The organism is Pseudomonas sp. G5(2012), from assembly GCF_000408945.1.
Lineage (GTDB): Bacteria > Pseudomonadota > Gammaproteobacteria > Pseudomonadales > Pseudomonadaceae > Aquipseudomonas > Aquipseudomonas umsongensis.
The window spans coordinates 14968-41020 of record NZ_APIO01000089.1 but is presented as its reverse complement, the minus strand read 5'-3'; the positions used below and the strand labels follow the sequence as shown (position 1 = coordinate 41020).

The window sequence follows — 26053 nt, the reverse complement described above, 5'->3', positions numbered from 1 at the left end:
GTTTCTGTACGACATTTCCCAAAGGGTATCACCGGTCATTTCAAGCATCCTTGACGGCTTAAGCTCAGGCTCTTACTCGTGTCCAAGGAGTCATTGCATGACCGTACCCCAGGTGCCCGGCAGTACCACCGATGATCGCTTCAATGAAGTGCTTGCCCTGATTCACAGTGCCAGGCGACAGGCCGTGCAGGCGGTGAATACTCAACTGATCGAGCTCTATTGGCAGGTTGGTGCTTATATAAGCCGCAAGATGGAGAAGGCGGAGTGGGGTGATTCCGTTGTTGGTCAATTGGCGGAGCATCTCAGTCAGACCCAGCCGGGGCTGCGTGGCTTTACTCGGTCGAACCTGTTCCGCATGCGTCAGTTTTACGAAACCTACCGTAGCGAATTAAAAGTCGCACCACTGGCGCGACAATTGTCCTGGTCCCATAACTTGATCATCTTCGGCCAAAGCAGGCACCCGCAAGAGCGTGAGTTTTACCTGCGAATGGCCGTTCAGGAAAAATGGTCAAAGCGCGAGCTGGAGCGTCAGTTCAAGGCGGCGCTGTTCGAGCGCAGCGTAACCCAGCCGGCCAAAGTCTCCTCAGTACTGAAACAGACTCATCCCTCTGCGCTTGAAATATTCCGCGACGCCTACATGGTCGAGTTTCTCGACCTGCCCGGCGCCCACGGCGAAACCGATTTGCATCGGGGCTTGCTGGCGCGTCTCAAGGAATTTTTGATCGAGCTAGGTCGGGATTTCTGTTTTGTAGGCTCCGAATATCCGCTACAAGTCGGCGGGCGTGATTTTGCCCTGGACTTGCTGTTCTTTCACCGTGGTCTTAACTGCCTGGTGGCCATCGAACTCAAGGTCGGGCGTTTTGAGCCGGAGTATTTGGGCAAGCTGGGCTTCTATCTGGAAGCCCTGGATCGCGAAGAGCGCAAGCCTCATGAAAACCCGGCAATCGGTGTCCTGCTCTGTGCCAGCAAGGATGACGAAGTCGTCGAATACGCCCTTAACCGCAGCCTGTCACCCGCGCTGATCGCGGAGTATCAGGTCCAACTGCCGGACAAACAGTTGTTGCAGGCCAAGCTGCATGAGTTCTACGCCCTGAATGTCGCTCAATCGGAAGAAGGCTGAATCAGACGCTTATTCCCATAAACCATAAGCACCACACTTTGCGTGATATGGCCTTGCGAGGTTTGCCGGTATGATAGGCGCCCCCGCAGTCTGGATTGCGAATACGCCATGACCTTGCAGTACCCAACCATCGCCGATTGCGTCGGCAACACTCCGCTGGTCCGTTTGCAGCGCCTGCCCGGCGAAACCAGCAACACTCTTTTGCTCAAGCTCGAAGGGAACAACCCGGCGGGTTCGGTCAAGGACCGTCCGGCGCTGTCGATGATCACCCGCGCCGAGTTGCGCGGGCAGATCCATGCCGGCGATACGTTGATCGAAGCGACCTCCGGTAACACCGGCATCGCGCTGGCCATGGCCGCGGCGATCAAGGGTTACAAGATGATCCTGATCATGCCGGACAACTCCAGCGCCGAACGCAAGGCTGCCATGACCGCTTATGGTGCCGAACTGATTCTGGTCAGCCAGGAACAAGGCATGGAAGGCGCCCGCGACCTCGCCCAGCGCATGGAAGCAGAGGGTCGCGGCAAGGTGCTGGACCAGTTCGCCAACGGTGACAACCCGGAGGCGCACTACACCACCACCGGTCCGGAAATCTGGCGCCAGACCCAGGGCACCATCACCCATTTCGTCAGTTCCATGGGCACCACCGGCACCATCATGGGCGTCTCGCGCTACTTGAAAGAACAGAACGAGAACGTGCAGATCATCGGTCTGCAACCGATGGAAGGTTCGGCGATCCCGGGTATCCGTCGCTGGCCCCAGGAGTATCTGCCGAAGATCTACCAGGCCGATCGCGTGGACCGTATCGTCGATATGGCCCAGAGCGAAGCCGAAGACGTGACCCGTCGGCTGGCTCGCGAAGAAGGCATCTTCTGTGGCGTGTCATCCGGCGGTGCCGTGGCAGCGATGCTGCGCCTGTCCAAAGAAGTTGAAAACGCGGTGATCGTCGCGATCATCTGCGACCGTGGCGACCGATACCTGTCGACCGGCATTTTCGACGCGCCCAACTGATGGCCAAGCATGAGAGAGGCCTGCGCTTCCAGCCCACGGGCGGCAGCAAGGCCCCGCAAGTCCCGACCGGCAAAAAGCAGCGCCTGAACATCGAGCGCCTGGCCAACGACGGTCGCGGTATCGCGTTTTTCGAAGGTCGCACCTGGTTCGTCATCGGCGCACTGGCCGGTGAAGAAGTCGAGGCACGCGTGCTCGGTGCCCACGGCAAAGTGGTCGAGGCGCGTACCGAGCGGGTGTTCAAGTCCAGTGAACTGCGTCGCCCGGCACCGTGCGCCCATGCTGGTCGTTGTGGCGGCTGCAGCGTGCAGCATCTGCCCCACAACGAACAACTCGCCCTGAAACAGCGCATGCTCGCCGAGCAATTGTCGAAGGTCGCCGGTGTCGAGCCCGAAGAATGGGCCGCGCCTTTGAGCGGCTTGGAATTCGCTTATCGCCGTCGCGCGCGGGTAGCGGTGCGCTGGGACATGAAAGCGAAAAAACTCGAAGTCGGTTTCCGCGCCGCCGGCAGCCAGGACATCGTCGGCATCGATGATTGCCCGGTGCTGGTACAGCCCTTGCAGCCGATCATGGCCCACTTGCCGCAGATGCTGCGACGATTGAGCAAACCTCAGGCCCTGGGGCACGTGGAATTGTTCAGCGGCTCATCGCTGGCGGTATTGCTGCGCCACATGGCGCCGTTGTCCGAAAGCGACTTGACCATCCTCAAGGAATTCTGCGCGCTCCATGAAGCCCAGTTGTGGTTGCACGGGGACGGCGAGCCGCATCCGGTCGAGGCCGATCAGTCCTTGGGCTATCGTCTTGAACAGTGGGATTTGAATCTGGCGTATCGGCCCGGGGATTTCATCCAGGTCAATGCGGGGGTCAACGAAGCGATGGTTGCCCAGGCGCTGGATTGGCTGAAACCGCAAGCCGATGAGCGAGTTCTCGATCTATTCTGTGGGTTGGGTAACTTTGCCTTGCCATTGGCTAAAGCTGTTCGCGAAGTCGTTGCGGTGGAGGGTGTGCAGGTGATGGTCGATCGCGCAGCCGCGAATGCTGTCAGCAACAATCTGCATAATGCGCAGTTTTTTCAGGCCGATTTATCCCAGCCGTTGACCGATGCTGAATGGGCGCGTGAAGGCTTTTGTGCGGTACTCTTGGACCCACCGCGTGACGGCGCTTTCGAGGTCGTGCGCAAGCTCAAGTCCCTGGGGGCCGAGCGGTTGGTCTATGTGTCGTGCAACCCGGCAACCCTGGCGCGCGACACGGTCGAATTGATCAAGCAGGGCTACCGGTTAAAACGTGCCGGGATTCTCGATATGTTTCCTCAGACGGCACATGTCGAAGCCATGGCGTTATTTGAAGCGAGCTAGGATGCTCGTCTGGTCCGACTGGCCCGCCCGTGCAGCCGCGTACCAGCCCGACGTGGGCTCATGGGCAACGAAGGTCAGCGATTTGACGCATTGAATCTGCGTCGTAGGGAAGGTAAGCAAGATGGTACAGGTGAGAGCACACCAGCCGATCAACACCGACGGCAGTATCAATCTCGAGGCTTGGCTCGATCACGCGGTCAGTGTCGATCTGGCACTGGATCGCGAAGCCTTGAAAGAAGCCTGCGAGTACGCTCGCGAGGCCGAACAACAAGCCAATGCGGCGAAGAATTTGTGGTCCGAAGGGACCTCGAGTTTCCGCACCGGCCTTGAGATCGCCGAGATCCTCGCCGACCTCAAGCTCGATCAGGATTCGCTGGTTGCCGCGGTTCTCTACCGCGGTGTGCGTGAAGGCCAGATTCCGTTGCCGGCGGTCAGCCAGCGCTTTGGTCCCGTAGTCGCCAAACTCATCGACGGCGTGCAACGCATGGCCGCGATCAGCGACAGCCTGAGCCCGCGCAAGTCCATGGTGATGGGTACTCAGGGCCAGGTGGAAAACCTGCGCAAGATGCTGGTGGCCATGGTCGACGACGTTCGCGTCGCCCTGATCAAACTGGCCGAGCGAACCTGTGCGATCCGTGCGGTGAAAACCGCCGATGACGAAAAGCGCAACCGCGTTGCCCGCGAGGTGTTCGACATCTACGCGCCGCTCGCTCATCGCCTGGGTATCGGCCACATCAAGTGGGAACTGGAGGACTTGTCCTTCCGTTACCTGGAGCCGGACCAGTACAAGCAGATCGCCAAGTTGCTCCACGAGCGGCGACTGGATCGCGAGCGCTTCATCAGCGACGTGATGAGCCAGCTGAAAAACGAATTGCAGGCCACCGGGGTCGATGCCGATATCAGCGGCCGGGCCAAACATATCTATTCGATCTGGCGCAAAATGCAGCGCAAGGGCCTGGAGTTCAGCCAGATCTACGACGTGCGCGCCGTGCGTGTGCTGGTGCCGGAAATGCGCGACTGCTACACCGCGCTGGGCATTGTCCACACCCTGTGGCGGCACATTCCCAAAGAATTCGACGACTACATCGCCAACCCCAAGGAAAACGGCTATCGCTCGTTGCACACGGCGGTGATCGGTCCTGAGGGCAAGGTGCTGGAAGTACAGATCCGTACCCACGCCATGCATGAGGAGGCCGAACTCGGTGTATGCGCCCACTGGCGCTACAAGGGCACCGACGTCAAGTCTGGCTCCAATCACTACGAAGAAAAAATCTCCTGGCTGCGTCAGGTGCTCGAGTGGCACGAAGAGCTGGGTGACATTGGCGGGTTGGCCGAACAGCTGCGGGTCGATATCGAACCCGACCGGGTCTACATCTTTACCCCGGACGGTCACGCCATCGACTTGCCCAAGGGCGCGACGCCACTGGACTTCGCCTACCGTGTGCACACCGAGATCGGTCACAACTGCCGTGGCGCCAAGATCAACGGGCGCATCGTGCCGCTCAACTACAGCCTGCAGACCGGTGAGCAGGTCGAGATCATCACCAGCAAGCACGGCACGCCAAGCCGCGACTGGCTGAACCCGAACCTGGGTTACGTCACGACGTCACGGGCACGGGCGAAGATCGTTCACTGGTTCAAGTTGCAGGCCCGCGATCAGAACGTCGCCGCCGGTAAAACCCTGCTGGAACGGGAACTCAATCGCCTCGGCTTGCCAGCGGTGGATTTCGACAAGCTGGCCGACAAGGCCAACATGAAAACCGCCGAGGACATGTTTGCCGCGCTCGGTGCCGGCGACCTGCGCCTGGCGCAACTGGTCAACCTGGCGCAGCAACTGGTCGAGCCGGAACGTGGCAACGAACAGCTGGAACTGATTCCACGCAAGGCCACCGGCTACAAGCCAGGCAAGCGTGGTGATATCCAGATCCAGGGTGTGGGCAACCTGATGACCCAGATGGCAGGTTGCTGCCAGCCGTTGCCGGGGGATGCGATCGTCGGCTACATCACCCAGGGGCGTGGCGTCAGTATCCACCGCCAGGACTGTGCCTCGGTGCTGCAATTGGCCGGGCGCGAGCCTGAACGGATCATTCAGGTCAGCTGGGGGCCGGTACCGGTGCTCACCTACCCGGTGGACATCGTCATCCGTGCCTACGACCGTTCCGGATTGCTGCGTGATGTCTCGCAGGTGTTGCTCAACGAGCGAATCAACGTGTTGGCGGTCAATACCCGCTCGAACAAGGAGGACAACACCGCGCTGATGTCCCTGACCATCGAGATTCCAGGGCTGGACGCGTTGGGGCGGTTGCTGGGGCGGATTTCCCAGTTGCCGAACATCATCGAAACCCGGCGTAACCGTACGCCATGAACCTCACCCCTGTAGGAGCTGCCGCAGGCTGCGATCTTTTGATCTTGATTTTTTAAGATCAAAAGATCGCAGCCTGCGGCAGCTCCTACAGTGCGTTTGAATGGGATTAATGATGTACAGCCTTGAAGACTTATTGCACCTGATGAACCGCCTGCGCGACCCGCAGTACGGCTGTCCGTGGGACATCAAGCAAACCTACGCCACCATCGTCCCGCACACCCTCGAGGAAGCCTATGAAGTTGCCGATGCCATCGAGCGGGGTGATTTCGATCACCTGCAGGGTGAGTTGGGCGACCTGCTGTTCCAGGTGGTTTACTACAGCCAGTTGGCGCGGGAAGAAGGGCGTTTCGAATTCGCTGGCGTGGTCGACAGCATCACCCGCAAGCTGATCCGCCGTCATCCGCATGTATTTCCCACCGGTGATCTGTACGCGCCGCTGGATGTACCGCGCTTGAATGAAGAGCAGGTCAAGCAGCGCTGGGAGGAGATCAAGGCCGAAGAGCGCGCGGAGAAGTCCGCTGCACCGCAACAGCTGTCCTTGCTCGATGATGTCCCGGCAGCATTGCCGGCACTGTCCCGTTCGGCAAAATTGCAAAAGCGCGCAGGGCAGGTCGGCTTCGATTGGCCCGACGCCTTGCCTGTATTGGACAAGGTTCGCGAAGAACTTGATGAAATACTCGAAGCGATGGCCGACAACGACTCGGTGGCGATTGCCGATGAAGTCGGCGATCTACTATTTTCCGTGGTTAATCTGGCGCGTCACCTCAAGGTCGATCCGGAAACTGCGCTGCGTGGTGCCAACAGCAAGTTCGAACGACGCTTCCGTTTTATCGAACAGGCATTGCGCGACACCCATCGTCCCATGGAAGATTGCACCCTCGAAGAGTTGGACGCCCTGTGGGGCGAAGCCAAACGCCAGGAAAAGAATGTGCCCAGCTGCGGTTGAGCAGTTGCCTAAGTGAGTAATAAGCACCATGAGCATTTCCCTTCGCGACCAGTTGCTCAAAGCAGGGCTGGTCAACCAGAAGCAGGCCAAGCAGGTCAGCAAAGACAAACAGAAGCAGCAACGCCTGGCCCACAAGGGGCAGATCGAGCTTGATGATTCCCAGCAGCGTGCAGCCCAGGAGGCCATGGCCGAGAAGGTCAAGCGCGATCAGGAGCTCAACCGTCAGCAACAGGAAAAAGCCGAGGCCAAGGCCCGTGTCGCGCAGATCAAGCAATTGATTGAAGCCACGCGCCTGCCGAAACTGACGACCGAGGACTACTACAACTTCGTCGACGACAAGAAGGTCAAGCGCCTCTCGGTCAACACGCTGATGCGTAACAAGCTCAGCAACGGTTCGCTGGCCATCGTGCATCACGCCGGCGGTTATGAAGTGATCCCCCGTGAAGCTGCCCTGAAGATCCAGGAGCGCGATCCGCAGCGCATCGTGCAACTGAATGTGCAGACCGAAGAAGTGGCCGCCGAGGACGATCCGTACGCGGCCTATCAGATCCCGGATGACCTGATGTGGTAAGCGGTTAACGGCTGCAATAACGACAAACCCCGCTCATGGCGGGGTTTGTCGTTTTTAATGCGGTCATTGCTCAAGCGGAGCGTAGCGCTCGTTGCTGCTCCAGAGTTTCCAGTTCGGCCTTGTAGTTGTGGGCGTCAGTCTCGCTATGGAACATCCCGACCAGCAGGTCCTGTTGGTACACATCCCAGATGCGGACACCGGCGGCTACGCCTTCGTGTGACATGCGTGAATCGTCGCGTTCAGTTACTTTTACAGTCATCTGCTAGCTCCAATTTCTATTATCTGCAGCAAGGCATGTGCAGGACTCTGTTATAGAGTTTGGTAGCTAGCTAAGTAAACGACTGAGTCTGGAAAGAGTTTGTTGCAGAATTGGAAACAGTCCTGCAGCCCGCGTAATCCGCGACATTCAGTCGCAGGCTGTTGAGTTCCATGACAAAAGCTTCATGTTCACGAGGAAGATTCGCGGCCTAAAGGCCGACCTTGTGGGAGCGCGCCTGCTCGCGAAGACGGCATCACATTCAACATCTTTATCGACTGTCAGGCCGCCTTCGCGAGCAGGCTCGCTCCCACAGGGTTTTGCGTTTTTGAAGGCAAAAAAACGCCCCGAACCAGTCGGGGCGTTTTCATGTGCGGCTCAGCAGCGGGAAATTACTTGCCTTCCCAGCGCTTCAGTACCAGCGTGGCGTTGGTGCCACCGAAACCGAAGCTGTTGCTCATCACGGTGTTGATGGTGGCGTTTTCGCGGGTCTTGGTCAGTACCGGCAGGTCCGCCACTTCAGGGTCCAGCTCGTCGATGTTGGCGGAACCGGCAATGAAGTTTCCTTCCATCATCAGCATGCAGTAGATCGCTTCGTGAACGCCGGCGGCACCCAGGGAGTGACCCGACAGGCTCTTGGTGGAGCTGATGGCCGGAGCCTTGTCGCCGAACACTTCACGCACGCCTTTCATTTCCGCGACGTCGCCGACCGGAGTCGAAGTGCCGTGGGTATTCAGGTAGTCGATCGGGGTGTCGACGGTGGACAGCGCCTGCTGCATGCAGCGGATCGCGCCTTCGCCGCTTGGGGCGACCATGTCGTAGCCGTCGGAGGTCGCGCCGTAGCCAACGATTTCCGCGTAGATTTTCGCGCCGCGGGCCAGAGCGTGTTCCAGCTCTTCCACCACGACCATGCCGCCACCGCCTGCAATGACGAAGCCGTCACGGTCTGCGTCGTAGGCGCGGGAAGCTTTTTCCGGAGTGTCGTTGCGCTTGCTGGACAATGCGCCCATGGCGTCGAACAGGAACGACTGGCTCCAGTGTTCTTCTTCACCGCCGCCGGCGAAAACGATGTCCTGCTTGCCCATCTGGATCTGTTCCATGGCGGTACCGATGCAGTGAGCACTGGTGGCGCAGGCAGAAGCGATGGAGTAGTTCAGGCCCTTGATCTTGAACGGAGTGGCCAGACAGGCGGAAACGGTGCTGCTCATGGTCCGCGTGACGCGATATGGGCCAACGCGCTTTACGCCTTTCTCGCGCAGGATGTCCAGCGCTTCCATCTGGTTCAGTGTCGATGCGCCACCGGAACCGGCAATCAGGCCGGTGCGCGGGTTGGACACTTGCTCTTCGGTCAGGCCGGAGTCAGCAATGGCGTCTTTCATGGCCAGGTAGGCGTATGCCGCCGCGTGGCCGACGAAGCGATAGATCTTGCGATCGATCAGTTCTTCAAGGTTGAGGTCAATGGAGCCGGAAACCTGGCTACGCAGACCCATTTCGGCATATTCCGGGTTGAACCGGATGCCAGGGCGGCTTGCACGCAGGTTAGCGGAGACGGTCTCTTTGTCATTGCCCAGGCACGAAACAATGCCCAGACCAGTGATAACGACGCGGCGCATGCGGATAACCCTTAGAAGTTGTCAGTGGAGGTGAAAACGCCGACCCGGAGGCCTTCGGCGGTGTAGATTTCGCGACCGTCGACAGTCACCGAACCGTCGGCGATGGCCAGGTTCAGCTTGCCCTTGAGGACGCGCTTGATATGAATGTTATAGGTGACTTTCTTGGCGGTCGGCAGGACCTGGCCGAAGAATTTCACTTCGCCCGAACCCAGCGCACGGCCACGGCCCGGCAGGCCTTGCCAGCCCAGGAAGAAACCGACCAATTGCCACATGGCGTCGAGGCCCAGGCAGCCCGGCATCACCGGATCACCTTCGAAGTGGCAGGCGAAGAACCACAGGTCCGGAGTGATATCCAGCTCGGCGACCAATTCACCTTTGCCGTACTTGCCACCCTCTTCGCTGATCAGGGTGATGCGATCGACCATCAGCATGTTCGGGGCGGGCAGTTGCGCGTTACCTGGGCCGAACAGCTCACCGCGACTGCAGCGCAGCAGGTCTTCCCGGGTAAAGGCGTTTTGTTTGGTCATGCGAGCTCCTCAATAGTCCCATGCGGCAGGTGGGGCAAATCATCCCGGCCGATCGAAGCGTTCATGCCTCGAACCGGCAGCCTACTCATAGACTATTGCGTTGTAGTGAAAGTCACAGCACCAAGGACATGAATGTACACTTGTGCACTGAAATTTTTAATCAAGCCCCTTTTCGAGCTTGTTCGGGTGCCTAAGACTGCCGCACTTTCGCCTTTCACGCCAGTCACAGATGCTCGAAAGGCCTGTACTACTGCACCCATCGCTGCAGAATTTGCTGAAGATCAGTGCGTTTGAAGGGCTTGGCGAGGTAATCGTTCATTCCCGCCGACAAACAAGCTTCGCGATCCCCCTGCAAGGCGTTGGCGGTCAGGGCAATGATCGGCAAGTCGGTACAGCCGGGCAGTTCACGAATCTGCCGGGTGGCTTCATAACCGTCGATGACCGGCAGTCGGCAGTCCATCAGTATCGCCTCGAAAATCAGGCTCTCGGCACTGCGTACTGCCTGTGCGCCATCGGCGGCGACGCTGACAGTAAAGCCGAGGCTGCGCAGCATGGCTTCGATCACTGTCTGGTTGACCGGATTGTCTTCGACCAGCAGCACATTGCGCCCTTCGCCATCCCCCTTGTGGGTCGGTACGCGCGGTGCCCGAGCCGGCAAGGCTTGCTGATACAACGCCAGCGGAATCTCGAGGGTAAATATCGAGCCACGGCCTTCCTCGCTCTGGGCGCGCAAGGTGCCACCCATGCGTTCGGCGAGTGTGCGTGCAATCGGCAGGCCCAGGCCGGTCCCACCATAGCGTCTTGATATGGAGCTGTCGGCCTGCTGAAACGCGTCGAACATCAATTCCAGGCTTTCGGGGGGAATGCCAATCCCACTGTCGCGCACCGTGCAGGTGAACCACAGCAGTTCGTGATCCAGGGACTGCCACTGCGATTCGATGCGCACGCGTCCCTGTTCAGTAAACTTCAGGGCATTGCCGACCAGATTGACCAGTATTTGCCGGATGCGCGTCGGGTCACCCTGAACCTGCAGCGCGCGCATGTCTTGTGGGATCTGCAACTGTAGATCGAGCCCGCGTTGGACGGCGCTGTGCTGGAACGACTGGGCGCAACTGCCGATCAGGTCTGCGAGATTGAAGGGGATATGCTCTAACTCCAGTTCTGAGCGTTCGATACGCGAAAAATCCAGAATGTCATTGATGACTTTGAGCAGGTGCTCGGTGGATTCCGAAGCCAGAGCCGCGTATTCGAGCTGTTCTTCGGTCATCTGGGTGGTTTCCAGCAATTGCAGCATGCCAAGCACGCCATTCATCGGCGTGCGCAGTTCGTGGCTCATCATGGCGAGGAAGTCGGACTTGGCGTTATTGGCCTTTTCCGCTTCCTCGCGGGTCTGGATCAACTGCGCCATGGCCTGGTGCTGTTCGTGGCTGGCCTGCTCGAGCCCCTTGGCGAGGTTGTTGATGTGTTGGGACAGGGCGCCGAGTTCGGTGTCGTCAACGATGGGCAGGGGCGTCTTGTAGTCGCCGGCCTGGATCGCCTTGACCGCATTGCCGATATCGCGGATCGGTTGCGACAGGCTCGCGGCCAGGCGCCGGGCGACCATGAAGGTAAACAGCAGGGCGAACAGCGCCAGAATGCCGGCCTTGAGCAGGATTTCCTGTTGGCGCTGGCTGAACGCATCATTGGACAGGCCAACGATCACCCGACCCAGGTAATCCTCGGCGGGCGCCGTGGGGGGCACGCTGCCGTCCTGGAAAAAATCATTGTGCAGCGCGATCCGTTGCAGGCGCACGGGGGCCTGGAAGACTTCAATCTGGTGCGGCTTTTGGTAGCTTGCCGAAGGTTGCTCGACATACACCAGAATCCGGTTGGCGCTGTCCTGCACCTCCAGGAACCGTACGTTGGGCGTTGCCAGCGTGGCCTTGAGCAGGCTTTCGAGCACCTCGTTATTGCCCGAAATCACCCCGTATTCGGTGGCCGGCGCCAGTTGGTTGGCAATCAACTGGCCGGTGTGGTTGAGCTCCTGGCGCAGGTCCTGGATCCGCACGAAAGTGAAGAAACTGATCAACAGTAACGTCAGCAGCAGGGCAGGGCCGAGGCTGATGATCTGGGTACGGGTACTGATGTCCCAGCGGCGACGGAAGGTCATGGCTGGCGTTCTCCTTCTGCCAACAGCGTTGCGACAGCCACTTCATTTACCTGTTCAAGCCCCAGGGAACGAGACACCTGCCGATTGCTGGAGACTTTGAAGCGGTGTGGATATTGCGTGCGTGGCCACGTGGCGGGTGGCAGGTCGAGCAGCTCATCGAGAATCGCCAGCCAGTCGCTTTGATCGCTGTAGGTACTGGCCAGGCTCCCGGCCTTGACGAACCCTGCATTGGGACCGATCAAGGCCAGCTGCCGCGCATAGCTGCTGAGCAACAGGTTTTTCGCGGTTTTCGGGTTGTACAGATCGGGGTCGTCGAGGCCCAGTACTACATCGCTGTTGTCCAGCAAAGCCTGCAAGGGACGACTGTCCTGGGTGTTTTCCCAACGTTCGGTGACCACTTCAAGACCCAGGGGATAGGCGGCCTGGCGCAGTTCCCGCAACAGGAACTCGCTATGGCTGTCGTACAGGACGCCAACCCGCTTGGCCTCGGGCAGCAGGACACGGGTGAGGCGCAATTGCCGGTCCAGTGGCGGATCGCTCCAGAGCAGGCTGAGGTGCGGGGGCAGGGCGTGCCCAAGGTGTTGTCGCGCCTGCAGGCGGCTGATGCGCAGCACCAGTGTCGCCGGGCCGCGAGGGTCCTGCAGGCGCCAGTCGAGACTGGGCAGATCGAGCAGGATCAAGCGGGTGTCCGCCGCCAGCTTGCCCGGTGGCGGCAGGCTGGCCAATGGCTGGAAGTGCACGTTGTCGGCCGGTCGCAATTGCACCAGGGCCTGGACGAAGGATTGCACGCCGGGGCTATCGTCGACACCGGTCAGGAGAATGTCCGCGGCGCTGGCCGAATGGCTGTGTAGCCAGCCACCGAATACCAGGCAAGCCATGGCCAACAGATGGCCAAGGATTGACGGCTTGCGTGGCGGGCGATGCGGCATCTTAAAACGCCAGCTGCGCGCTGAAATACATCAAGCGACGCTCGTCATAGTTGTTGTCGACAAAGGAAGTAGGCTGGTTGTCGAGGCGCTGCTGCAGCACACCAGCCAGTTCCAGATGAGTCTTGCCCAGGCGGATGCGCCTGGCGATGCGCGTGTCGAGTCGTTCGAAGCGGTAGCCGTTGAGCGCGTCGTCAGCATAATAGAAGAGCGCGCTGTTCCAGCCATCGCCCCAGTCGCGCAACCAGGCGGCAGAACCACTGTTGCCTGCAGTCTGTTGTGCATCCTGCAGGTTGCTCGCGTCAGCGTCGACGTAGGCATAGGTCAGGCGCAAGCGGTCGGCGCTGCTGAATTTCCAGTCGAGTTGGGTTTCCGCTCCGGTGTAGCGCGCGGAGTTGGCATTGCTGGCGATGTACTGGTTATTGCGCAACGGCTCACTGATCATCCCGGTGATCTCGTCGTAGAACAGCTTTACATCGACGGCCAGGCCCGATTCGGCGAAGTAACCGTTATAGCCCAGTTCCCGGGAACGCATATGTTCCTGGTCGAGGTCGCCGGGGCCGCGGGTCTTGACGAAATAGCGGGCACTTGACTGGCCATAGGCGCCGGGTTGCAGGTGGGTGACCTGGTAGCTCCAGTTGACGTTGTTCTCGAACATGTCCGGCGAGCGGACGGCTTGCGAGTACACCGCACGCAGGCCCTGGCGCGGATTGATCAGGTAGTTGACCGCCATCCGTGGGCTCAGTGAGCTGCCGATCAACTGCGTGTCTTCGAACATGGCACCGCCCTGCAGGAGCCAGTGTTCGCTGGCGCGCCATTCAAGCTGGCCGAACGCCCGCCAGGTGGTGTCATCGAGAGTGCCATTGAAGTAGGTCTCGGAATCTGCCCGGTCGTAACGATAGTTCAATCCGCTGACCAGCCGCAGGTTATCGGACAGGCTCAGGGTATCCTGCAATTCAAGGTCATAGCGCGATTCCCGAGTGCTTTGATCGATATCGCCGCAGACCGTTCGCCGGGCGCCGTTGCGCCACTGGTCGAGGACTTGATTGGCCAATGCGCGTTGGGTCGGATCGGCGTCAGGGGCTCCGGAGACCAGAAAGCTCTCGATGTTGCGCGCCAGGCGTTCCGTGTAGTTCGGGTTGAGTTGCCAAAGCTCGCTGAGTTCGGGGCTGAACGATACTTCGGCATCGCAGGCGCGCCAGGTTTGCTGACGGTCCCAGTGCTGGGCCGAACCCTGGATGTAAAGGCTGTGCTCGGTGTTCAGGTCGAGATTCCAGCGCAGCGAGCCGGCGTAGTCCTTGGCGCTGACGTCGGAATTGTCCCCAGCGCGGGTAATCCCTGAAAACACCGGGCGGTAGGTATAGGGGCGTTGGTTGGTGCCGTCCTTGGCATTCACCTGCCATTCGATACTTTGCCGTTCGTCGAGCGCTTGACTAACGGCAAGGTTGAAGCGCTTCAAACGTCGACCGTCATGGTAGTCGCCGCCCCAACGGTCGTTATCAAAGCCATCGTCTTGCTGGCCAGACAGCGACAGGCGTAAATCGCCGTCCTCCCAACCCACGCCCTGGCTGGCATAAAAGTCGTCGATGCCACGCTGGCCGCGGGTGACTTTCAGGCGCGTACCGTGGCTGTCGGCCGGATTGCGCGTGATGATGTTGACCACCGCCATCAGCGCATTGGCGCCATAGCTGACGGTGTTCGGGCCGCGGAAAACCTCGATACGCTCGATGTCCTCCATGGCCACCGGAATATCGCTCCAGTCCACCGTGGCCAGTCCCGCGCGGTACACCGAGCGACCGTCGATCAACACTTGCAGGCGCCGTGCTTCGGTGGCGCTGGTGCCGTGGTAATTCACCGTGGCCTGATTACCGCTGATATTGCCGACCATCATGCCGGGTACCAGGCGTAGCACTTCACTGATGTCGCGCGCGCCGCTGGCATTGATCAGCGCGGTGTCGAGCACCGTCATGCTCCCCGGCACGGCAGCCGGCGATTGTTTCAGGCGCGTGGCCGTGAGTACTTGCGGCAACGGTTCGCTGTCGAGAAACAAGTCGTCGGCCATCGCCGGCGAGCTGAATACCAGCGCCAGGACCAACGGCGAATGGGGTGAAGTCGAACCCAGGGACACAGCACATCCTTGTTAACCATCGATGGCGCGCATGTTAACCGAGCCCGTTGACTTTTCCAGTCACGATGTAAGCATTTTCCTAGGTATTACCGGACTTCTTCCTACCCATGTCGGTAATTGACGCGGGGACTGGCCGACACGGGGGCGCTCCGTATAATGCCGACATTGCCACTGGTATGGATTAACGGATTACATATGACTCAACAGCGCCCGATCGCGGTTTTGGGAGGCGGAAGTTTTGGTACCGCCGTGGCTAACTTGCTGGCCGAAAATGGTCATCAAGTCCTGCAATGGATGCGTGACCCTGAACAGGCCGAGGCCATCCGGGTCAATCGCGAGAACCCGCGTTACCTCAAAGGCATCAAGATCCTGCCCGGTGTCACGCCGGTCACTGACCTGCTGGCCACCCTGGATGCGTGCGACCTGAGTTTTGTCGCGCTGCCCTCCAGCGCGTTGCGCTCGGTGCTGGCCCCGCATGCTGATCGACTCAGCGGCAAAATGCTGGTGAGCCTGACCAAGGGCATCGAAGCCCACACCTTCAAGCTGATGAGCCAGATTCTCGAAGAGATCGCGCCACAGGCACGCATCGGTGTGTTGTCCGGGCCGAACCTGGCCCGTGAAATCGCCGAACATGCATTGACCGCCACGGTGGTCGCGAGCGAAGACGAGGCGCTCTGCCAGCATGTCCAGGACGTGCTGCACGGCCGCACCTTTCGCGTGTATGCCAGCGCCGACCGGTTTGGCGTCGAACTGGGCGGTGCGTTGAAAAACGTCTACGCGATCATTGCCGGCATGGCGGTGGCGATGGGCATGGGCGAAAACACCAAGAGCATGCTGATTACCCGGGCGCTGGCGGAAATGACCCGCTTCGCGGTGAATCAGGGTGCCAACCCGATGACATTCCTTGGCCTTGCGGGCGTGGGTGACCTGATCGTGACCTGCTCGTCGCCAAAAAGCCGTAACTATCAGGTCGGGTTCGCCCTCGGCCAGGGCTTGAGCCTCGAAGAGGCAGTCAATCGCCTGGGCGAAGTTGCCGAAGGCGTGAACACGCTCAAGGTGCTCAAGGCCAAGTCCCAGGAAGTTGGCGTGTACATGCCGTTGGTCGCCGGGTTGCACGCGATCCTGTTCGAAGGGCGCACGCTTGAGCAGGTGATCGAACTGTTGATGCGGGGCGAGCCGAAGACCGATGTCGACTTTATTTCCACCAGCGGCTTCAACTGAACCCCCACTTCACAGGAACGGAGCGAGAAATGAGTGATCCAAAAGTAGAAGCCAAATACGAGTCCATCCTGCTTCGAGTGCTGTGGATGGTGGTGTTCCTGCTGGTGTGGCAGGTGGCGCAGTTCATGCTTGGCGCCGTGGTGCTGGTGCAATTGATCTATCGTTTGATCTATGGCGCCCCGAGCGCCAGCCTGATGAACTTCGGCGACAGCCTGAGCCAGTTCCTGGCCCAGATCGGTCGTTTCGGCAGTTTCCACAGCGACCAGAAACCTTGGCCGTTCGCCGATTGGCCGACGCCGCGTACGCCGGAAGGTGAAGCGCCGCACGTCGTGGCGCCTGCGCCACATCCGGCCCGAGATGAGGAACCCAAGCTATGAAACTCTGGGTATTGCGTCATGGTGAAGCCGAGCCACACGGCTCCAAAACCCACGATTCGGAGCGGGAGCTGACTGCCAATGGTCGTGAAGAAGTGCTGCGCGCCGCCGCCAACCTGGTTGGCCAGCCGCTGACAGCGATCTATGCCAGCCCCTACACGCGAGCGCAGCAGACCGCCCAGCTGGTTCGGGATGCCTTGGGTTTCGGACCGGAAATACGCACCGTCGAGTGGCTGACTCCGGATTATGATCCCGACAGGGTCACTGACCAGCTGAAGTCGGTCACCAATGCACTGCTGGTTTCTCATAACCCACTCGTGGGAAACCTGCTCAGCTACCTGCAACATGGTGCGGGTCATCCGCCAGAGAAGGTCAGCACCGCCGGCCTGGCCGAGCTGGAAAACTCTGAATTGCTGATTGGCGCGATGAAGCTCAACAGCATCAAGCACCCTTAAAGGCAAAAGACCACAGCCAGCGGCGGCGCCTAAAAGGGCTTTCAGCGTTCCCCCGTAGGAGCTGCCGCAGGCTGCGATCTTCTGATCTTGAAAAATAGCCAACCAAGCATTTGCTTGGTTGGCTACGCTTGCTCCAGACCAAGAAACAAAGGAGCGAGTCCCATGCCTGCTGCTTCCCGTTTGCCCCTGGACGTTTTCTACGAGCGCGAGGCCCGTCATCCTCGCCAGCGCTTTCTCGTCCAGCCTGTGGGCGGTGGCCGTGTCGAGACCTTGAGCTGGGAGGACGTCGGTCATCAGGCACGCTGTGCGGCCCATTGGCTGCGATCCCGGGAACTGCCCCAGGGCAGTCATATTGCCCTGATCTCGAAAAACTGCGCGCACTGGATCATTGCCGACCTGGCGATCTGGATGGCCGGGCATGTCTCGGTGCCGTTGTACCCCAACCTCACCGCCGAATCGGTGGCACAGGTGCTCGAACACTCCGAAGCGGCGCTGGTATTCATCGGTAAACTCGATGACTGGCCTGGCATGTCCCATGGGGTGAATCCCGAGCTGCCGACCATCAGCCTGCCGTTACATCCAACCGGCACTTTCGATTTCAGCTGGGACGACTTGCAACGCAGCTCGCCGATCCAGGACGATCCCAAGCCCGCCGCCGATCAACTGGCAACCATCATCTACACGTCCGGCACCACCGGCATGCCCAAGGGCGTGATGCACAGCTTCGCCAACCTGGGATTCGCCACCACGCGCGGCACGCAGTTGTTCGGTCTCAATGAGTCGGATCGACTGCTGTCGTATTTGCCGTTGTGTCACGTCGCCGAACGGATGTTCGTCGAACTGGCATCGATTTACACCGGGCAAACCGTGTTCTTTGCCGAAAGCCTTGACACCTTCCTGACGGACTTGCGCCGTGCCCGGCCAACGGCGCTGTTTGGCGTGCCGCGCATCTGGACCAAGTTCCAGATGGGGGTGTACAGCAAGATCCCGGCAAAGCGCCTGGATTTCCTCCTCGGCCTGCCGATTATCGGCAAGCGGGTCGGGCACAAAGTCCTCGCCGGGTTGGGGCTCGATGCCTTGCGCGTGGCCTTGTCCGGTGCGGCGCCGGTGCCCCTGAGTCTGTTGCTGTGGTATCGCAAGCTCGGACTGGACGTGCTGGAGGTCTACGGCATGACGGAAAGTTGCGGTTACTCGCACATTTGCCTGCCGGGGCAGAACAAACCAGGCTGGATTGGCATGCCGTGCCCGGAGGTCGAGGTGCGCATCGACGAATCGGGCGAGGTCATGGTACGTAGCGGCGCGATCATGCTGGGGTATTTCAAGGAGCCGCAGAAAACCGCCGACACCATCACCGAGGACGGCTTTCTGCGCACCGGCGACAAGGGCGAGGAAGATGCCGAAGGCAACTTGCGCCTGACCGGGCGCCTGAAGGAAATTTTCAAGACCAGCAAAGGCAAGTACGTAGCGCCGGCGCCGATCGAAAATCGCCTGGCGGTGCATTCGCGCATCGAGCAGGTGTGCGTGGTCGGTGATGGCTTGAATGCGCCACTGGGCCTGTGCGTGCTTTCGGCCGTCGGGCAGCAGGAGACACGGGCCGGGTTGCATTCAAGCCTGGAAAAGCTGCTGGAAGAGGTCAACAGCGTCCTCGACAAGCACGAACGCTTGCGGCGGTTGGTGGTGGTCAAGGACAACTGGGCGGTGGAAAACGGTTTTCTCACGCCGACCCTGAAGATCAAGCGCAACGTCATCGAAGCCACTTACGGCGCTCGCTTTGAAGAATGGAGCGAGCACACCGAAGCGGTGCTGTGGCAGGATTGAGCCACGATAAAACCAACAAGGAAAACCTGCTATGAGTCTGTGGCGTACCGTTCCCAACATCGAACAACTGAACGCAATTCAGAAAAACACCATTGGCGAACTGTTGGACATCCGTTTCGAAGCCTTCGATGAAGAGTCCTTGACCGCGAGCATGGTCATTGACCATCGCACCCACCAGCCTTATGGCTTGCTGCATGGCGGCGCTTCGGTGGTGCTGGCTGAATCAGTCGGCTCCATGGCCAGCTACCTGTGCATCGATGCCAGCAAGTTTTACTGCGTGGGGCTGGAAATCAACGCCAACCACCTGCGCGGCTTGCGCAGCGGCCGAGTGACGGCGGTCGCCAAACCCATTCACATCGGGCGTACGACCCATGTCTGGGATATCCGCTTGACCAGTGACGAAGGCAAGGCCAGTTGTGTGTCGCGGCTGACCATGGCCGTGGTGCCGCTGGGTGATAATCCGCCAGCACGTTGATCTCCCCGTTCCTTTATTTGCATGGCCGGACTGTCATCATTCCTGTCAGTTACGGTCATTGCTCAAGAACGCGGTCTTGCGGACAATCGGGTTTGTTTTCGCTGATGGATCGACCGGTATGTCGCAACAGATATTTTTCGCCCACGCCAATGGTTTTCCTTCGGGAACCTACGGCAAGTTGTTTGCGGCGCTGGCACCCGAATTTCGGGTGACGCATCTGGAGCAACACGCCCACGACCCGCGTTTCCCGGCGGACGACAACTGGTACAACCTGGTGGATGAACTCATCCACCATCTGCAGCAGCAGTCACAGCCGGTGTGGGGCGTCGGTCATTCCTTCGGTGGCGTACTGCATCTGCACGCGGCGTTGCGTTGCCCCCAGTTGTATCGCGGTGTGGTGATGCTCGATTCGCCGGTGCTGACGCGCACCGATCAATGGGTCATTCGCGCAGCCAAGCGCTTGGGTTTCATCGACCGCCTGACCCCGGCCGGCCGCACCCTGGGGCGTCGTGAAGAATTCGCCGATCTCGAGAGCGCCCGCCGTTATTTCGCCGGCAAGAGCCTGTTTCGCAGCTTCGATCCAGAGTGTTTCGATGCCTACCTGCACTATGGTTTGCATCAGGACGGCGACAGGTTGCGCTTGCGTTTCGACCCAGCCACGGAAATCAGCATCTACCGGGGCGTACCACACACCAGCCCCGGCCGCCTGCGGCAGTTGCAAGTGCCGCTGGCGGTCGTTCGCGGGCACGAGAGCCGGGTGGTGATGCGTCATCACACCAGTTCAGTCGGGCGCATGCCAAATGGCGAGGCGCTGAGCATGCCTGGCGGGCACATGTTTCCTCTGGAACGTCCGCAGGAGACGGCCGTACTGCTGAAAAACCTGTTCGAACGCTGGACCTCTCGCCAGCAACGGGATTGCGCATGAGCCAGGTCGTCGAAGAAGTGCGCCTGAGCCTGCCGCATATCGAGTTGGCGGCGCATTTGTTTGGCCCCGAAGACGGTTTGCCGGTCATTGCCCTGCATGGCTGGCTGGACAACGCCAATAGCTTCGCCCGCCTGGCACCCAAGCTCAAAGGCTTGCGCGTGATCGCCCTGGACATGGCCGGTCACGGGCACTCAGGACACCGCCCACCTGGCGCCGGTTACGCCATGTGGGACTATGCCCACGATGTGTTGCAAGTTGCAGAGCAGCTTGGATTGAAGCGGTTTGCTTTGCTGGGGCATTCGATGGGTGCCATCGCCTCGCTGATCATTGCCGGTTCGTTTCCGCAGCGAGTCACTCACCTGGCTTTGATTGACGGTGTCATCCCTCCCACGGACAAAGGCGAAAACGCTGCCGAACGCATGGGCATGGCCCTGCAGGCGCAACTGGATCTGCGGGAAAAACGCAAACCGGTCTACAGCACCCAAGACCGCGCCATCGAAGCACGCATGAAAGGCCTGGTGGCGGTCAGTCGCGAAGCCGCCGAACTGCTGGCCCAGCGTGGCTTGATGCCGGTGCCGGGCGGTTACACCTGGCGCACCGACAATCGCCTCACGCTGCCATCGCCGCTGCGCCTTACCACCGAGCAGGCCATGGCCTTCGTCCAGCGGGTCGCCTGTCCGGCGAAACTGGTGGTCGCCGCTGACGGCATGCTCGCCAAACATCCGGAGTTGCTGGAGCGTCTACCCTTTAGCCTAGAACAGCTGCCAGGCGGCCATCATTTGCACTTGAATGATGAACCCGGTGCCGACCTTGTCGCAGACTGTTTCAATCGGTTCTTCGCCATTCCTTGACTTGCGCCGGGCAACTGTCGAGGCTGGGTGGGTTGAAAAGGGAGACAACCATGATAGACCTCTACACCGCTGCGCCCCCGAATGGCCACAAGGGCATGCTGATCCGATGAGTCTATCCATGCGCTCATTCAGTTTGCTGATGCTCAGTTGTTTCAGTCCACTCTCATTAGCCGTCGATCTGCCCGGCAGTCAGGACTTGCCGATCGTGCCGCGCATGACCGATGCGCAGATCGTCGACTATCGCCCCACGGCCGAGCTTGAACGGATCTACCCGCTCGGCTCGATCCGCAAGATCAGCGGTCAGTTGCGCTTTGACGGGCAGGTCAGTGCTCGTGGGCATGTCACCTCAGTGACCTATGAATTGCCGGCGGAACATTCCTCGACCGAGGCCTTCACCGCTACGCGCGAAGCGCTTCAACAGCAGGACGCCCAATTGCTGTTCTGGTGCCAGGCGCGAGATTGTGGCGAAAGCAGCCTATGGGCCAACGAAGTGTTCGGCAACGCCAAGCTCTATGGCGCCGATAGTGAGCAGGCTTACCTGCTGTTACGCCTGGCCGCACCGAAGGACAATACGCTGGTGGCGCTCTACAGCATCACCCGTGGTAATCGCAAAGCCTATCTGCACGTCGAACAATTCGACGCCGTCGCCCCGCTGGGGGATTTGCTGCCGACGTCCGCAACCTTGCTGCGCGAGCTCAAGAGTACCGGTGAACTCGACTTCCCCAAGTTGACGCAAACACCCGATGACAAATGGCTGCGCCTGATCTCCCGGGGCCTGAACCTGGACACCACCTTGCGGGTCAGTGTGTCCGGGCCCAACGCTGAAGCCTGGCGTCAATCGTTGATCGAGCAGGGCGTACGTGCGGCGCGGATGGAAACCGGTGGTGTCGACGGTCCTGGATTGCATATCAAACTGCTGCGATAAGCGTCATCCGGCGAACACGCGTGGCGTGTTCGCCTACTCTTTTTGCTGAATGATTTTTTCGAGACTGTGATGATCAATAACGATCGGCTGTTGGTGCAGATCCTGCTCCTGGTGCTGTTTGGCGCGAGCTTATGGGTGATGGCGCCGTTCTGGTCGGCCCTGTTCTGGGGCGCGGTGCTGGCGTTCGCCAGTTGGCCGCTGATGCGCCTGCTGACCCGCTGGCTCAATGGCCGCGAATCCCTGGCGGCGGCCCTGCTGACCGTGGGCTGGATGGTGCTGGTGGCGGCGCCGCTGGTGTGGCTGGGGTTCAACTTGGCGGATCATGTGCGCGACGCCACGGCGTTCATCAAGGATGTGCAGGTCGACGGCCTGCCTGAAGCGCCGACCTGGCTGGGCAGCATTCCCCTGGTGGGCGAGCGGCTGGTGGTCATCTGGAACAGTATCGATCAGCAGGGCGCGGCGATGATGGTGTCGCTCAAGCCTTATCTGGGCCAGGTCGGCAACTGGTTGCTGGCGCGTAGCGCGCAGATTGGCGGCGGCATCCTCGAGCTGACCCTGAGCATTGTCTTCGTGTTCTTTTTCTATCGCGACGGACCACGGTTGGCGGCCTTTGTTCATGGTTTGCTGGAGCGGCTGATTGGCCACCGTGCCGGGTACTACATCGAACTGGTGGCGGGCACCGTGCAACGGGTGGTAAACGGCGTGATCGGCACCGCCGCGGCCCAGGCGGTCCTGGCGTTGATCGGCTTCCTGATTGCCGGCGTCCCTGGGGCACTTGTGCTCGGTATCGTGACCTTCCTGCTCAGCCTGATTCCCATGGGGCCGCCGCTGGTATGGATTCCAGCCACTGCCTGGCTGGCCTGGAAGGGTGAGTACGGGATGGCGGTGTTCCTTGGCGTCTGGGGCATGTTCATCATCAGCGGCGTGGACAACGTGCTCAAGCCTTACTTGATCAGCCGGGGTGGGAATTTGCCGCTGGTGATTGTGTTGCTAGGGGTGTTTGGTGGTTTGATTGCATTCGGATTCATTGGCCTGTTTATCGGGCCGACATTGCTGGCCGTGGCTTACAGCCTGTTGACCGACTGGAGCAAAAGCCAGTCGCGGATTGATGACCGTCGCTGAATTCAATCCTTGCGCTGCACTCAGGTCCTGGGCAGGCGGATGATCGCCGTCAGCCCACCACCGGGGGTTTCTTCCAGGCTGAGCTGCCCGCCCAGGCGTTGCGCCGCCTCGCGAGCAATGGTCATGCCCAGGCCGACGCCGCCGGAGTTGCGATTGCGTGAGCCTTCCAATCGGAAGAACGGTTCGAATACGGCCTCACGTTTATCCGCCGCGATCCCTGGACCATGGTCGATGACCCTGATCACCAGGTGTTGGCGATTATCTTCGAGCGTGATCAACGCATTCCCGGCATAACGCAAGGCGTTGTCCAGCAGGTTGTTGATACAGGAGCGCAGTGCCATCGGCTGGACTTGCAGCGGCGCGCAATGACCGCTGGCCTGGACGTTTGCCCCCTGGTCCTGGGCGTTTTCGCTCAGGGACTCGACCAGCGCCTGCACATCCATCCACTGTGACGCCTCGCTGGTGCGCTGTTCGTGCAGGTAGCCGAGCGTCGCATCGAGCATGCTGATCATGTCGTCCAGATCCTGGCGCATCTGTCCTTGCAGCTTGTCGTCGTCAATTTGTTCCAGGCGCAGTTTGAGACGCGACAGGGGCGTGCGCAGGTCGTGGGATACCGCGCCGAGCATGCGCGAGCGCTGCTTGACCTGCTCGATGATGCGTTGCTGCATTTTGTTGAACGTGTGCGCCGCTTGTCGCGCTTCCCGTGGGCCGGATTCCTCCAGTGGCGCACTGTCGAGGTTTTCACTCAGGCGCTCGGCCGCGTCGCTAAGGCGTTGAATCGGCCGGCTGAGTAATTTGGCGCCGTACCAGGCTGCAATGATCAGCGAGATCAGCTGAAACGTCAGCGGTACCAGTGGTCCGCCAAACCATGGCCTGGCAGGGCGGGGGGCCAGGCGCGGGTCCATCGGTGGGCGTTGACCGTCCATGTCTTCGGGAAACGCCGGCGGGGGAGGGGGAGGCGGCGGGCCGTAGTAGTGAAACCATGCAAATGCCAGCAGGTGTGCCAGGACAATCGCGATCAGCAGTACTCCAAACAGGCGGCCGAACAACGTATCGAAGCGCGCCCGCATCAACCGATATCCCGGGCGTCAAACAGGTAACCCTCACCACGCACGGTTTTGATCAGTTGCGGGGCCTTGGGATCGTCACCGAGTTTCTGCCGCAGGCGCGACACCAGCAGGTCAATGCTGCGATCGAAGGCTTCGATCGAACGGCCACGAGCGGCATCCAGCAGTTGCTCGCGGCTGAGGACCCGGCGCGGACGTTCAATAAACACCCACAACAGGCGAAATTCGGCATTGGACAGCGGCACCACCAGGCCATCGGCTGCAACCAATTGGCGCAGCACGCTGTTCAGACGCCAATTGTCGAAACGGATGTTCGCCCGTTGTTCGCTGCGGTCGTCCCGCACCCGGCGCAGAATGGTCTGGATGCGTGCGACCAGTTCGCGGGGTTCGAACGGCTTGGCCATGTAGTCGTCGGCGCCGAGCTCGAGACCGATGATCCGGTCGGTGGGTTCGCAACGGGCCGTGAGCATCAGGATCGGAATATCCGATTCGCCGCGCAACCAGCGGCACAGCGACAGGCCGTCTTCGCCGGGCAGCATCAAGTCGAGCACCACCACGTCGAAATGCTCCGCCTGCATCGCCAGGCGCATGGCGGCGCCATCAGTGACCCCGCTGGCATGGATGTTGAAACGCGCCAGGTAGTCGATCATCAGCTCGCGGATCGGCACATCATCGTCGACGATCAGGGCGCGAATGCTCCAGCGTTTTTCATCGCCGGGCGCTTTTTGATCGTCGTTCACGGGGGCTGGAGTGTTGTGCATGCGTGGGTTCATCTGCCAGGTAGGCTGCCAACCACAAAGATAGGCTGCGAGGTTGTGGTTCCAGCATAGGCGTCCTGCCCGGAGGCGGGAAGTGCTGAGCCAAGGACGTATTGCGGTTGCCGAGGGTAGCGGACAAGGATGTTGGGGGCGTGTCGTGACTGTACCGAACTCGACACAATTGCCGCAGAGGCTAGTCTTGGCGGAGCGATCTCGACGATTTACCGATCATCGGGTCCCGCAGGGCCATTGGTTCCGCTACAATGCGCGCCGATTTCGACTTGCCTGAGAGCCCACTCATGTCCGCCTGCCAGACTCCTATCATCGTCGCCCTGGATTTCCCTACCCGTGACGCCGCACTGAAGCTGGCCGATCAATTGGACCCGAAACTGTGCCGGGTCAAAGTCGGTAAAGAACTGTTCACCAGCTGTGCTTCGGAAATCGTCGGCACCCTGCGTGACAAGGGTTTCGAAGTGTTCCTGGACCTCAAGTTCCACGACATCCCCAACACCACGGCCATGGCCGTCAAGGCCGCGGCGGAAATGGGCGTGTGGATGGTCAACGTTCACTGCTCCGGTGGCCTGCGCATGATGGCGGCTTGTCGCGAAGTGCTGGACCAGCGCACCGGGCCAAAACCGCTGCTGATCGGTGTGACAGTGTTGACCAGCATGGAGCGTGAGGATCTGGCGGGTATCGGCCTGGACATCGAGCCGCAAGAGCAGGTTCTGCGCTTGGCCGCCCTGGCGGAAAAAGCCGGTATGGATGGCCTGGTGTGTTCGGCCCTGGAAGCCCAGGCGCTGAAATCGGCGCACCCGTCGCTGCAATTGGTGACCCCTGGGATTCGCCCGGCGGGCAGCGCCCAGGACGATCAACGCCGTATCCTGACTCCGCGCCAGGCGCTGGATGCCGGTTCCGATTACCTGGTGATCGGCCGCCCGATCAGCCAGGCCGCAGATCCGGCCAAGGCTTTGGCCGACGTGGTGGCCGAACTGGCGTAAAAGATCGCAGGCTGCGCCAGCTCCTACAGGGGGCCGCATTTCCCTGTAGGAGCTGTGTAGGAGCTGTCGAGTGAAACGAGGCTGCGATCTTTTAATCGAC

At 60.3% G+C, this 26053-nt stretch carries 24 protein-coding genes; 16 read left to right on the top strand and 8 right to left on the bottom strand.

Annotation, left to right across the window (positions count from 1 at the left end; genetic code table 11):
* Nucleotides 1–97: 97 nt before the first annotated feature.
* From PG5_RS23950 to PG5_RS23925, 6 genes are all read left to right on the top strand, one after another.
* On the top strand, nucleotides 98–1120 hold the full coding sequence (locus tag PG5_RS23950) for a YhcG family protein (RefSeq protein WP_020799709.1): 1023 nt from the start codon (nucleotides 98–100) through the stop codon (nucleotides 1118–1120).
* 108 nt (nucleotides 1121–1228) lie between these two features.
* Nucleotides 1229–2131, top strand: a complete 903-nt coding sequence (gene cysM, locus PG5_RS23945; protein ID WP_020799708.1) for a cysteine synthase CysM — start codon at nucleotides 1229–1231, stop codon at nucleotides 2129–2131.
* Nucleotides 2131–3483 (top strand): 23S rRNA (uracil(1939)-C(5))-methyltransferase RlmD, encoded by a 1353-nt coding sequence (gene rlmD / locus PG5_RS23940; protein ID WP_020799707.1) that lies wholly within the window; start codon nucleotides 2131–2133, stop codon nucleotides 3481–3483. The genes cysM and rlmD overlap by 1 nt, the downstream gene beginning before the upstream one ends.
* A 121-nt stretch (nucleotides 3484–3604) precedes the next feature.
* The gene (gene relA / locus PG5_RS23935) at nucleotides 3605–5848 is read left to right on the top strand and encodes a GTP diphosphokinase (RefSeq protein ID WP_020799706.1); all 2244 of its coding nucleotides are present in this window, start codon (nucleotides 3605–3607) and stop codon (nucleotides 5846–5848) included.
* A gap of 112 nt (nucleotides 5849–5960) precedes the next feature.
* Nucleotides 5961–6794 (top strand): nucleoside triphosphate pyrophosphohydrolase, encoded by an 834-nt coding sequence (gene mazG, locus PG5_RS23930; protein WP_008062856.1) that lies wholly within the window; start codon nucleotides 5961–5963, stop codon nucleotides 6792–6794.
* A 28-nt stretch (nucleotides 6795–6822) separates the two neighbouring features.
* Nucleotides 6823–7365 carry a DUF2058 domain-containing protein gene (locus PG5_RS23925; RefSeq protein ID WP_020799705.1) on the top strand — a complete coding sequence of 181 codons (543 nt, stop codon included), beginning with the start codon at nucleotides 6823–6825 and terminating at the stop codon, nucleotides 7363–7365.
* Between the two features lie 70 nt (nucleotides 7366–7435).
* Here PG5_RS23925 and PG5_RS23920 read toward each other — a convergent pair whose 3' ends face one another.
* The 6 genes from PG5_RS23920 to PG5_RS23895 form a co-directional block, all read right to left on the bottom strand.
* Nucleotides 7436–7624: a hypothetical protein gene (locus tag PG5_RS23920; RefSeq protein ID WP_020799704.1), complete on the bottom strand. Its 189-nt coding sequence runs from the start codon at nucleotides 7622–7624 to the stop codon at nucleotides 7436–7438.
* Nucleotides 7625–8013: 389 nt separating this feature from the next.
* A complete protein-coding gene (gene fabB, locus PG5_RS23915) occupies nucleotides 8014–9234 on the bottom strand; it encodes a beta-ketoacyl-ACP synthase I (protein ID WP_008016529.1) in 1221 nt (406 codons plus the stop codon).
* An 11-nt stretch (nucleotides 9235–9245) separates the two neighbouring features.
* Nucleotides 9246–9761 carry a 3-hydroxyacyl-[acyl-carrier-protein] dehydratase FabA gene (fabA, locus tag PG5_RS23910; RefSeq protein WP_003179264.1) on the bottom strand — a complete coding sequence of 172 codons (516 nt, stop codon included), beginning with the start codon at nucleotides 9759–9761 and terminating at the stop codon, nucleotides 9246–9248.
* 247 nt (nucleotides 9762–10008) lie between these two features.
* Nucleotides 10009–11910, bottom strand: a complete 1902-nt coding sequence (locus PG5_RS23905) for an ATP-binding protein (RefSeq protein WP_020799703.1) — start codon at nucleotides 11908–11910, stop codon at nucleotides 10009–10011.
* Complete coding sequence (locus PG5_RS23900; RefSeq protein ID WP_020799702.1) at nucleotides 11907–12839, bottom strand: ABC transporter substrate-binding protein; 933 nt, start codon at nucleotides 12837–12839, stop codon at nucleotides 11907–11909. Before PG5_RS23900 ends, PG5_RS23905 begins: the two co-directional genes overlap by 4 nt.
* Nucleotide 12840: 1 nt before the next feature.
* Nucleotides 12841–14964 (bottom strand): TonB-dependent siderophore receptor, encoded by a 2124-nt coding sequence (locus PG5_RS23895; RefSeq protein WP_020799701.1) that lies wholly within the window; start codon nucleotides 14962–14964, stop codon nucleotides 12841–12843.
* A gap of 195 nt (nucleotides 14965–15159) precedes the next feature.
* Here PG5_RS23895 and PG5_RS23890 point away from each other — a divergent pair, with 195 nt between their 5' ends.
* The 9 genes from PG5_RS23890 to PG5_RS23850 all read left to right on the top strand — a co-directional run bounded on the left by PG5_RS23890 (nucleotide 15160) and on the right by PG5_RS23850 (nucleotide 23130).
* On the top strand, nucleotides 15160–16185 hold the full coding sequence (locus tag PG5_RS23890) for an NAD(P)H-dependent glycerol-3-phosphate dehydrogenase (RefSeq protein ID WP_020799700.1): 1026 nt from the start codon (nucleotides 15160–15162) through the stop codon (nucleotides 16183–16185).
* A gap of 29 nt (nucleotides 16186–16214) precedes the next feature.
* Nucleotides 16215–16562, top strand: a complete 348-nt coding sequence (locus PG5_RS23885; RefSeq protein ID WP_020799699.1) for a DUF4389 domain-containing protein — start codon at nucleotides 16215–16217, stop codon at nucleotides 16560–16562.
* Nucleotides 16559–17014, top strand: a complete 456-nt coding sequence (sixA, locus tag PG5_RS23880; protein ID WP_020799698.1) for a phosphohistidine phosphatase SixA — start codon at nucleotides 16559–16561, stop codon at nucleotides 17012–17014. Before PG5_RS23885 ends, sixA begins: the two co-directional genes overlap by 4 nt.
* A 162-nt stretch (nucleotides 17015–17176) precedes the next feature.
* On the top strand, nucleotides 17177–18832 hold the full coding sequence (locus PG5_RS23875) for an AMP-binding protein (protein ID WP_020799697.1): 1656 nt from the start codon (nucleotides 17177–17179) through the stop codon (nucleotides 18830–18832).
* A 31-nt stretch (nucleotides 18833–18863) separates the two neighbouring features.
* A complete protein-coding gene (locus PG5_RS23870) occupies nucleotides 18864–19307 on the top strand; it encodes a hotdog fold thioesterase (RefSeq protein WP_020799696.1) in 444 nt (147 codons plus the stop codon).
* Nucleotides 19308–19425: 118 nt separating this feature from the next.
* Nucleotides 19426–20232: an alpha/beta fold hydrolase gene (locus tag PG5_RS23865; RefSeq protein WP_020799695.1), complete on the top strand. Its 807-nt coding sequence runs from the start codon at nucleotides 19426–19428 to the stop codon at nucleotides 20230–20232.
* Nucleotides 20229–21083, top strand: a complete 855-nt coding sequence (locus tag PG5_RS23860; RefSeq protein ID WP_020799694.1) for an alpha/beta hydrolase — start codon at nucleotides 20229–20231, stop codon at nucleotides 21081–21083. Before PG5_RS23865 ends, PG5_RS23860 begins: the two co-directional genes overlap by 4 nt.
* Nucleotides 21084–21201: 118 nt before the next feature.
* Nucleotides 21202–22008 (top strand): DUF4892 domain-containing protein, encoded by an 807-nt coding sequence (locus PG5_RS23855; protein WP_020799693.1) that lies wholly within the window; start codon nucleotides 21202–21204, stop codon nucleotides 22006–22008.
* A gap of 69 nt (nucleotides 22009–22077) precedes the next feature.
* Nucleotides 22078–23130 carry an AI-2E family transporter gene (locus tag PG5_RS23850; RefSeq protein ID WP_033044862.1) on the top strand — a complete coding sequence of 351 codons (1053 nt, stop codon included), beginning with the start codon at nucleotides 22078–22080 and terminating at the stop codon, nucleotides 23128–23130.
* Between the two features lie 20 nt (nucleotides 23131–23150).
* On the opposite strand, the gene PG5_RS23845 is transcribed toward PG5_RS23850, so the two are convergent.
* Nucleotides 23151–24200 (bottom strand): HAMP domain-containing sensor histidine kinase, encoded by a 1050-nt coding sequence (locus tag PG5_RS23845; protein WP_020799691.1) that lies wholly within the window; start codon nucleotides 24198–24200, stop codon nucleotides 23151–23153.
* Entirely contained in the window at nucleotides 24200–24958 is a 759-nt protein-coding gene (locus PG5_RS23840; protein WP_020799690.1) for a response regulator, read from the bottom strand. The genes PG5_RS23845 and PG5_RS23840 overlap by 1 nt, the downstream gene beginning before the upstream one ends.
* A 296-nt stretch (nucleotides 24959–25254) precedes the next feature.
* Here PG5_RS23840 and pyrF point away from each other — a divergent pair, with 296 nt between their 5' ends.
* Nucleotides 25255–25953, top strand: a complete 699-nt coding sequence (pyrF, locus tag PG5_RS23835; RefSeq protein WP_162247449.1) for an orotidine-5'-phosphate decarboxylase — start codon at nucleotides 25255–25257, stop codon at nucleotides 25951–25953.
* Nucleotides 25954–26053 lie beyond the last annotated feature (100 nt).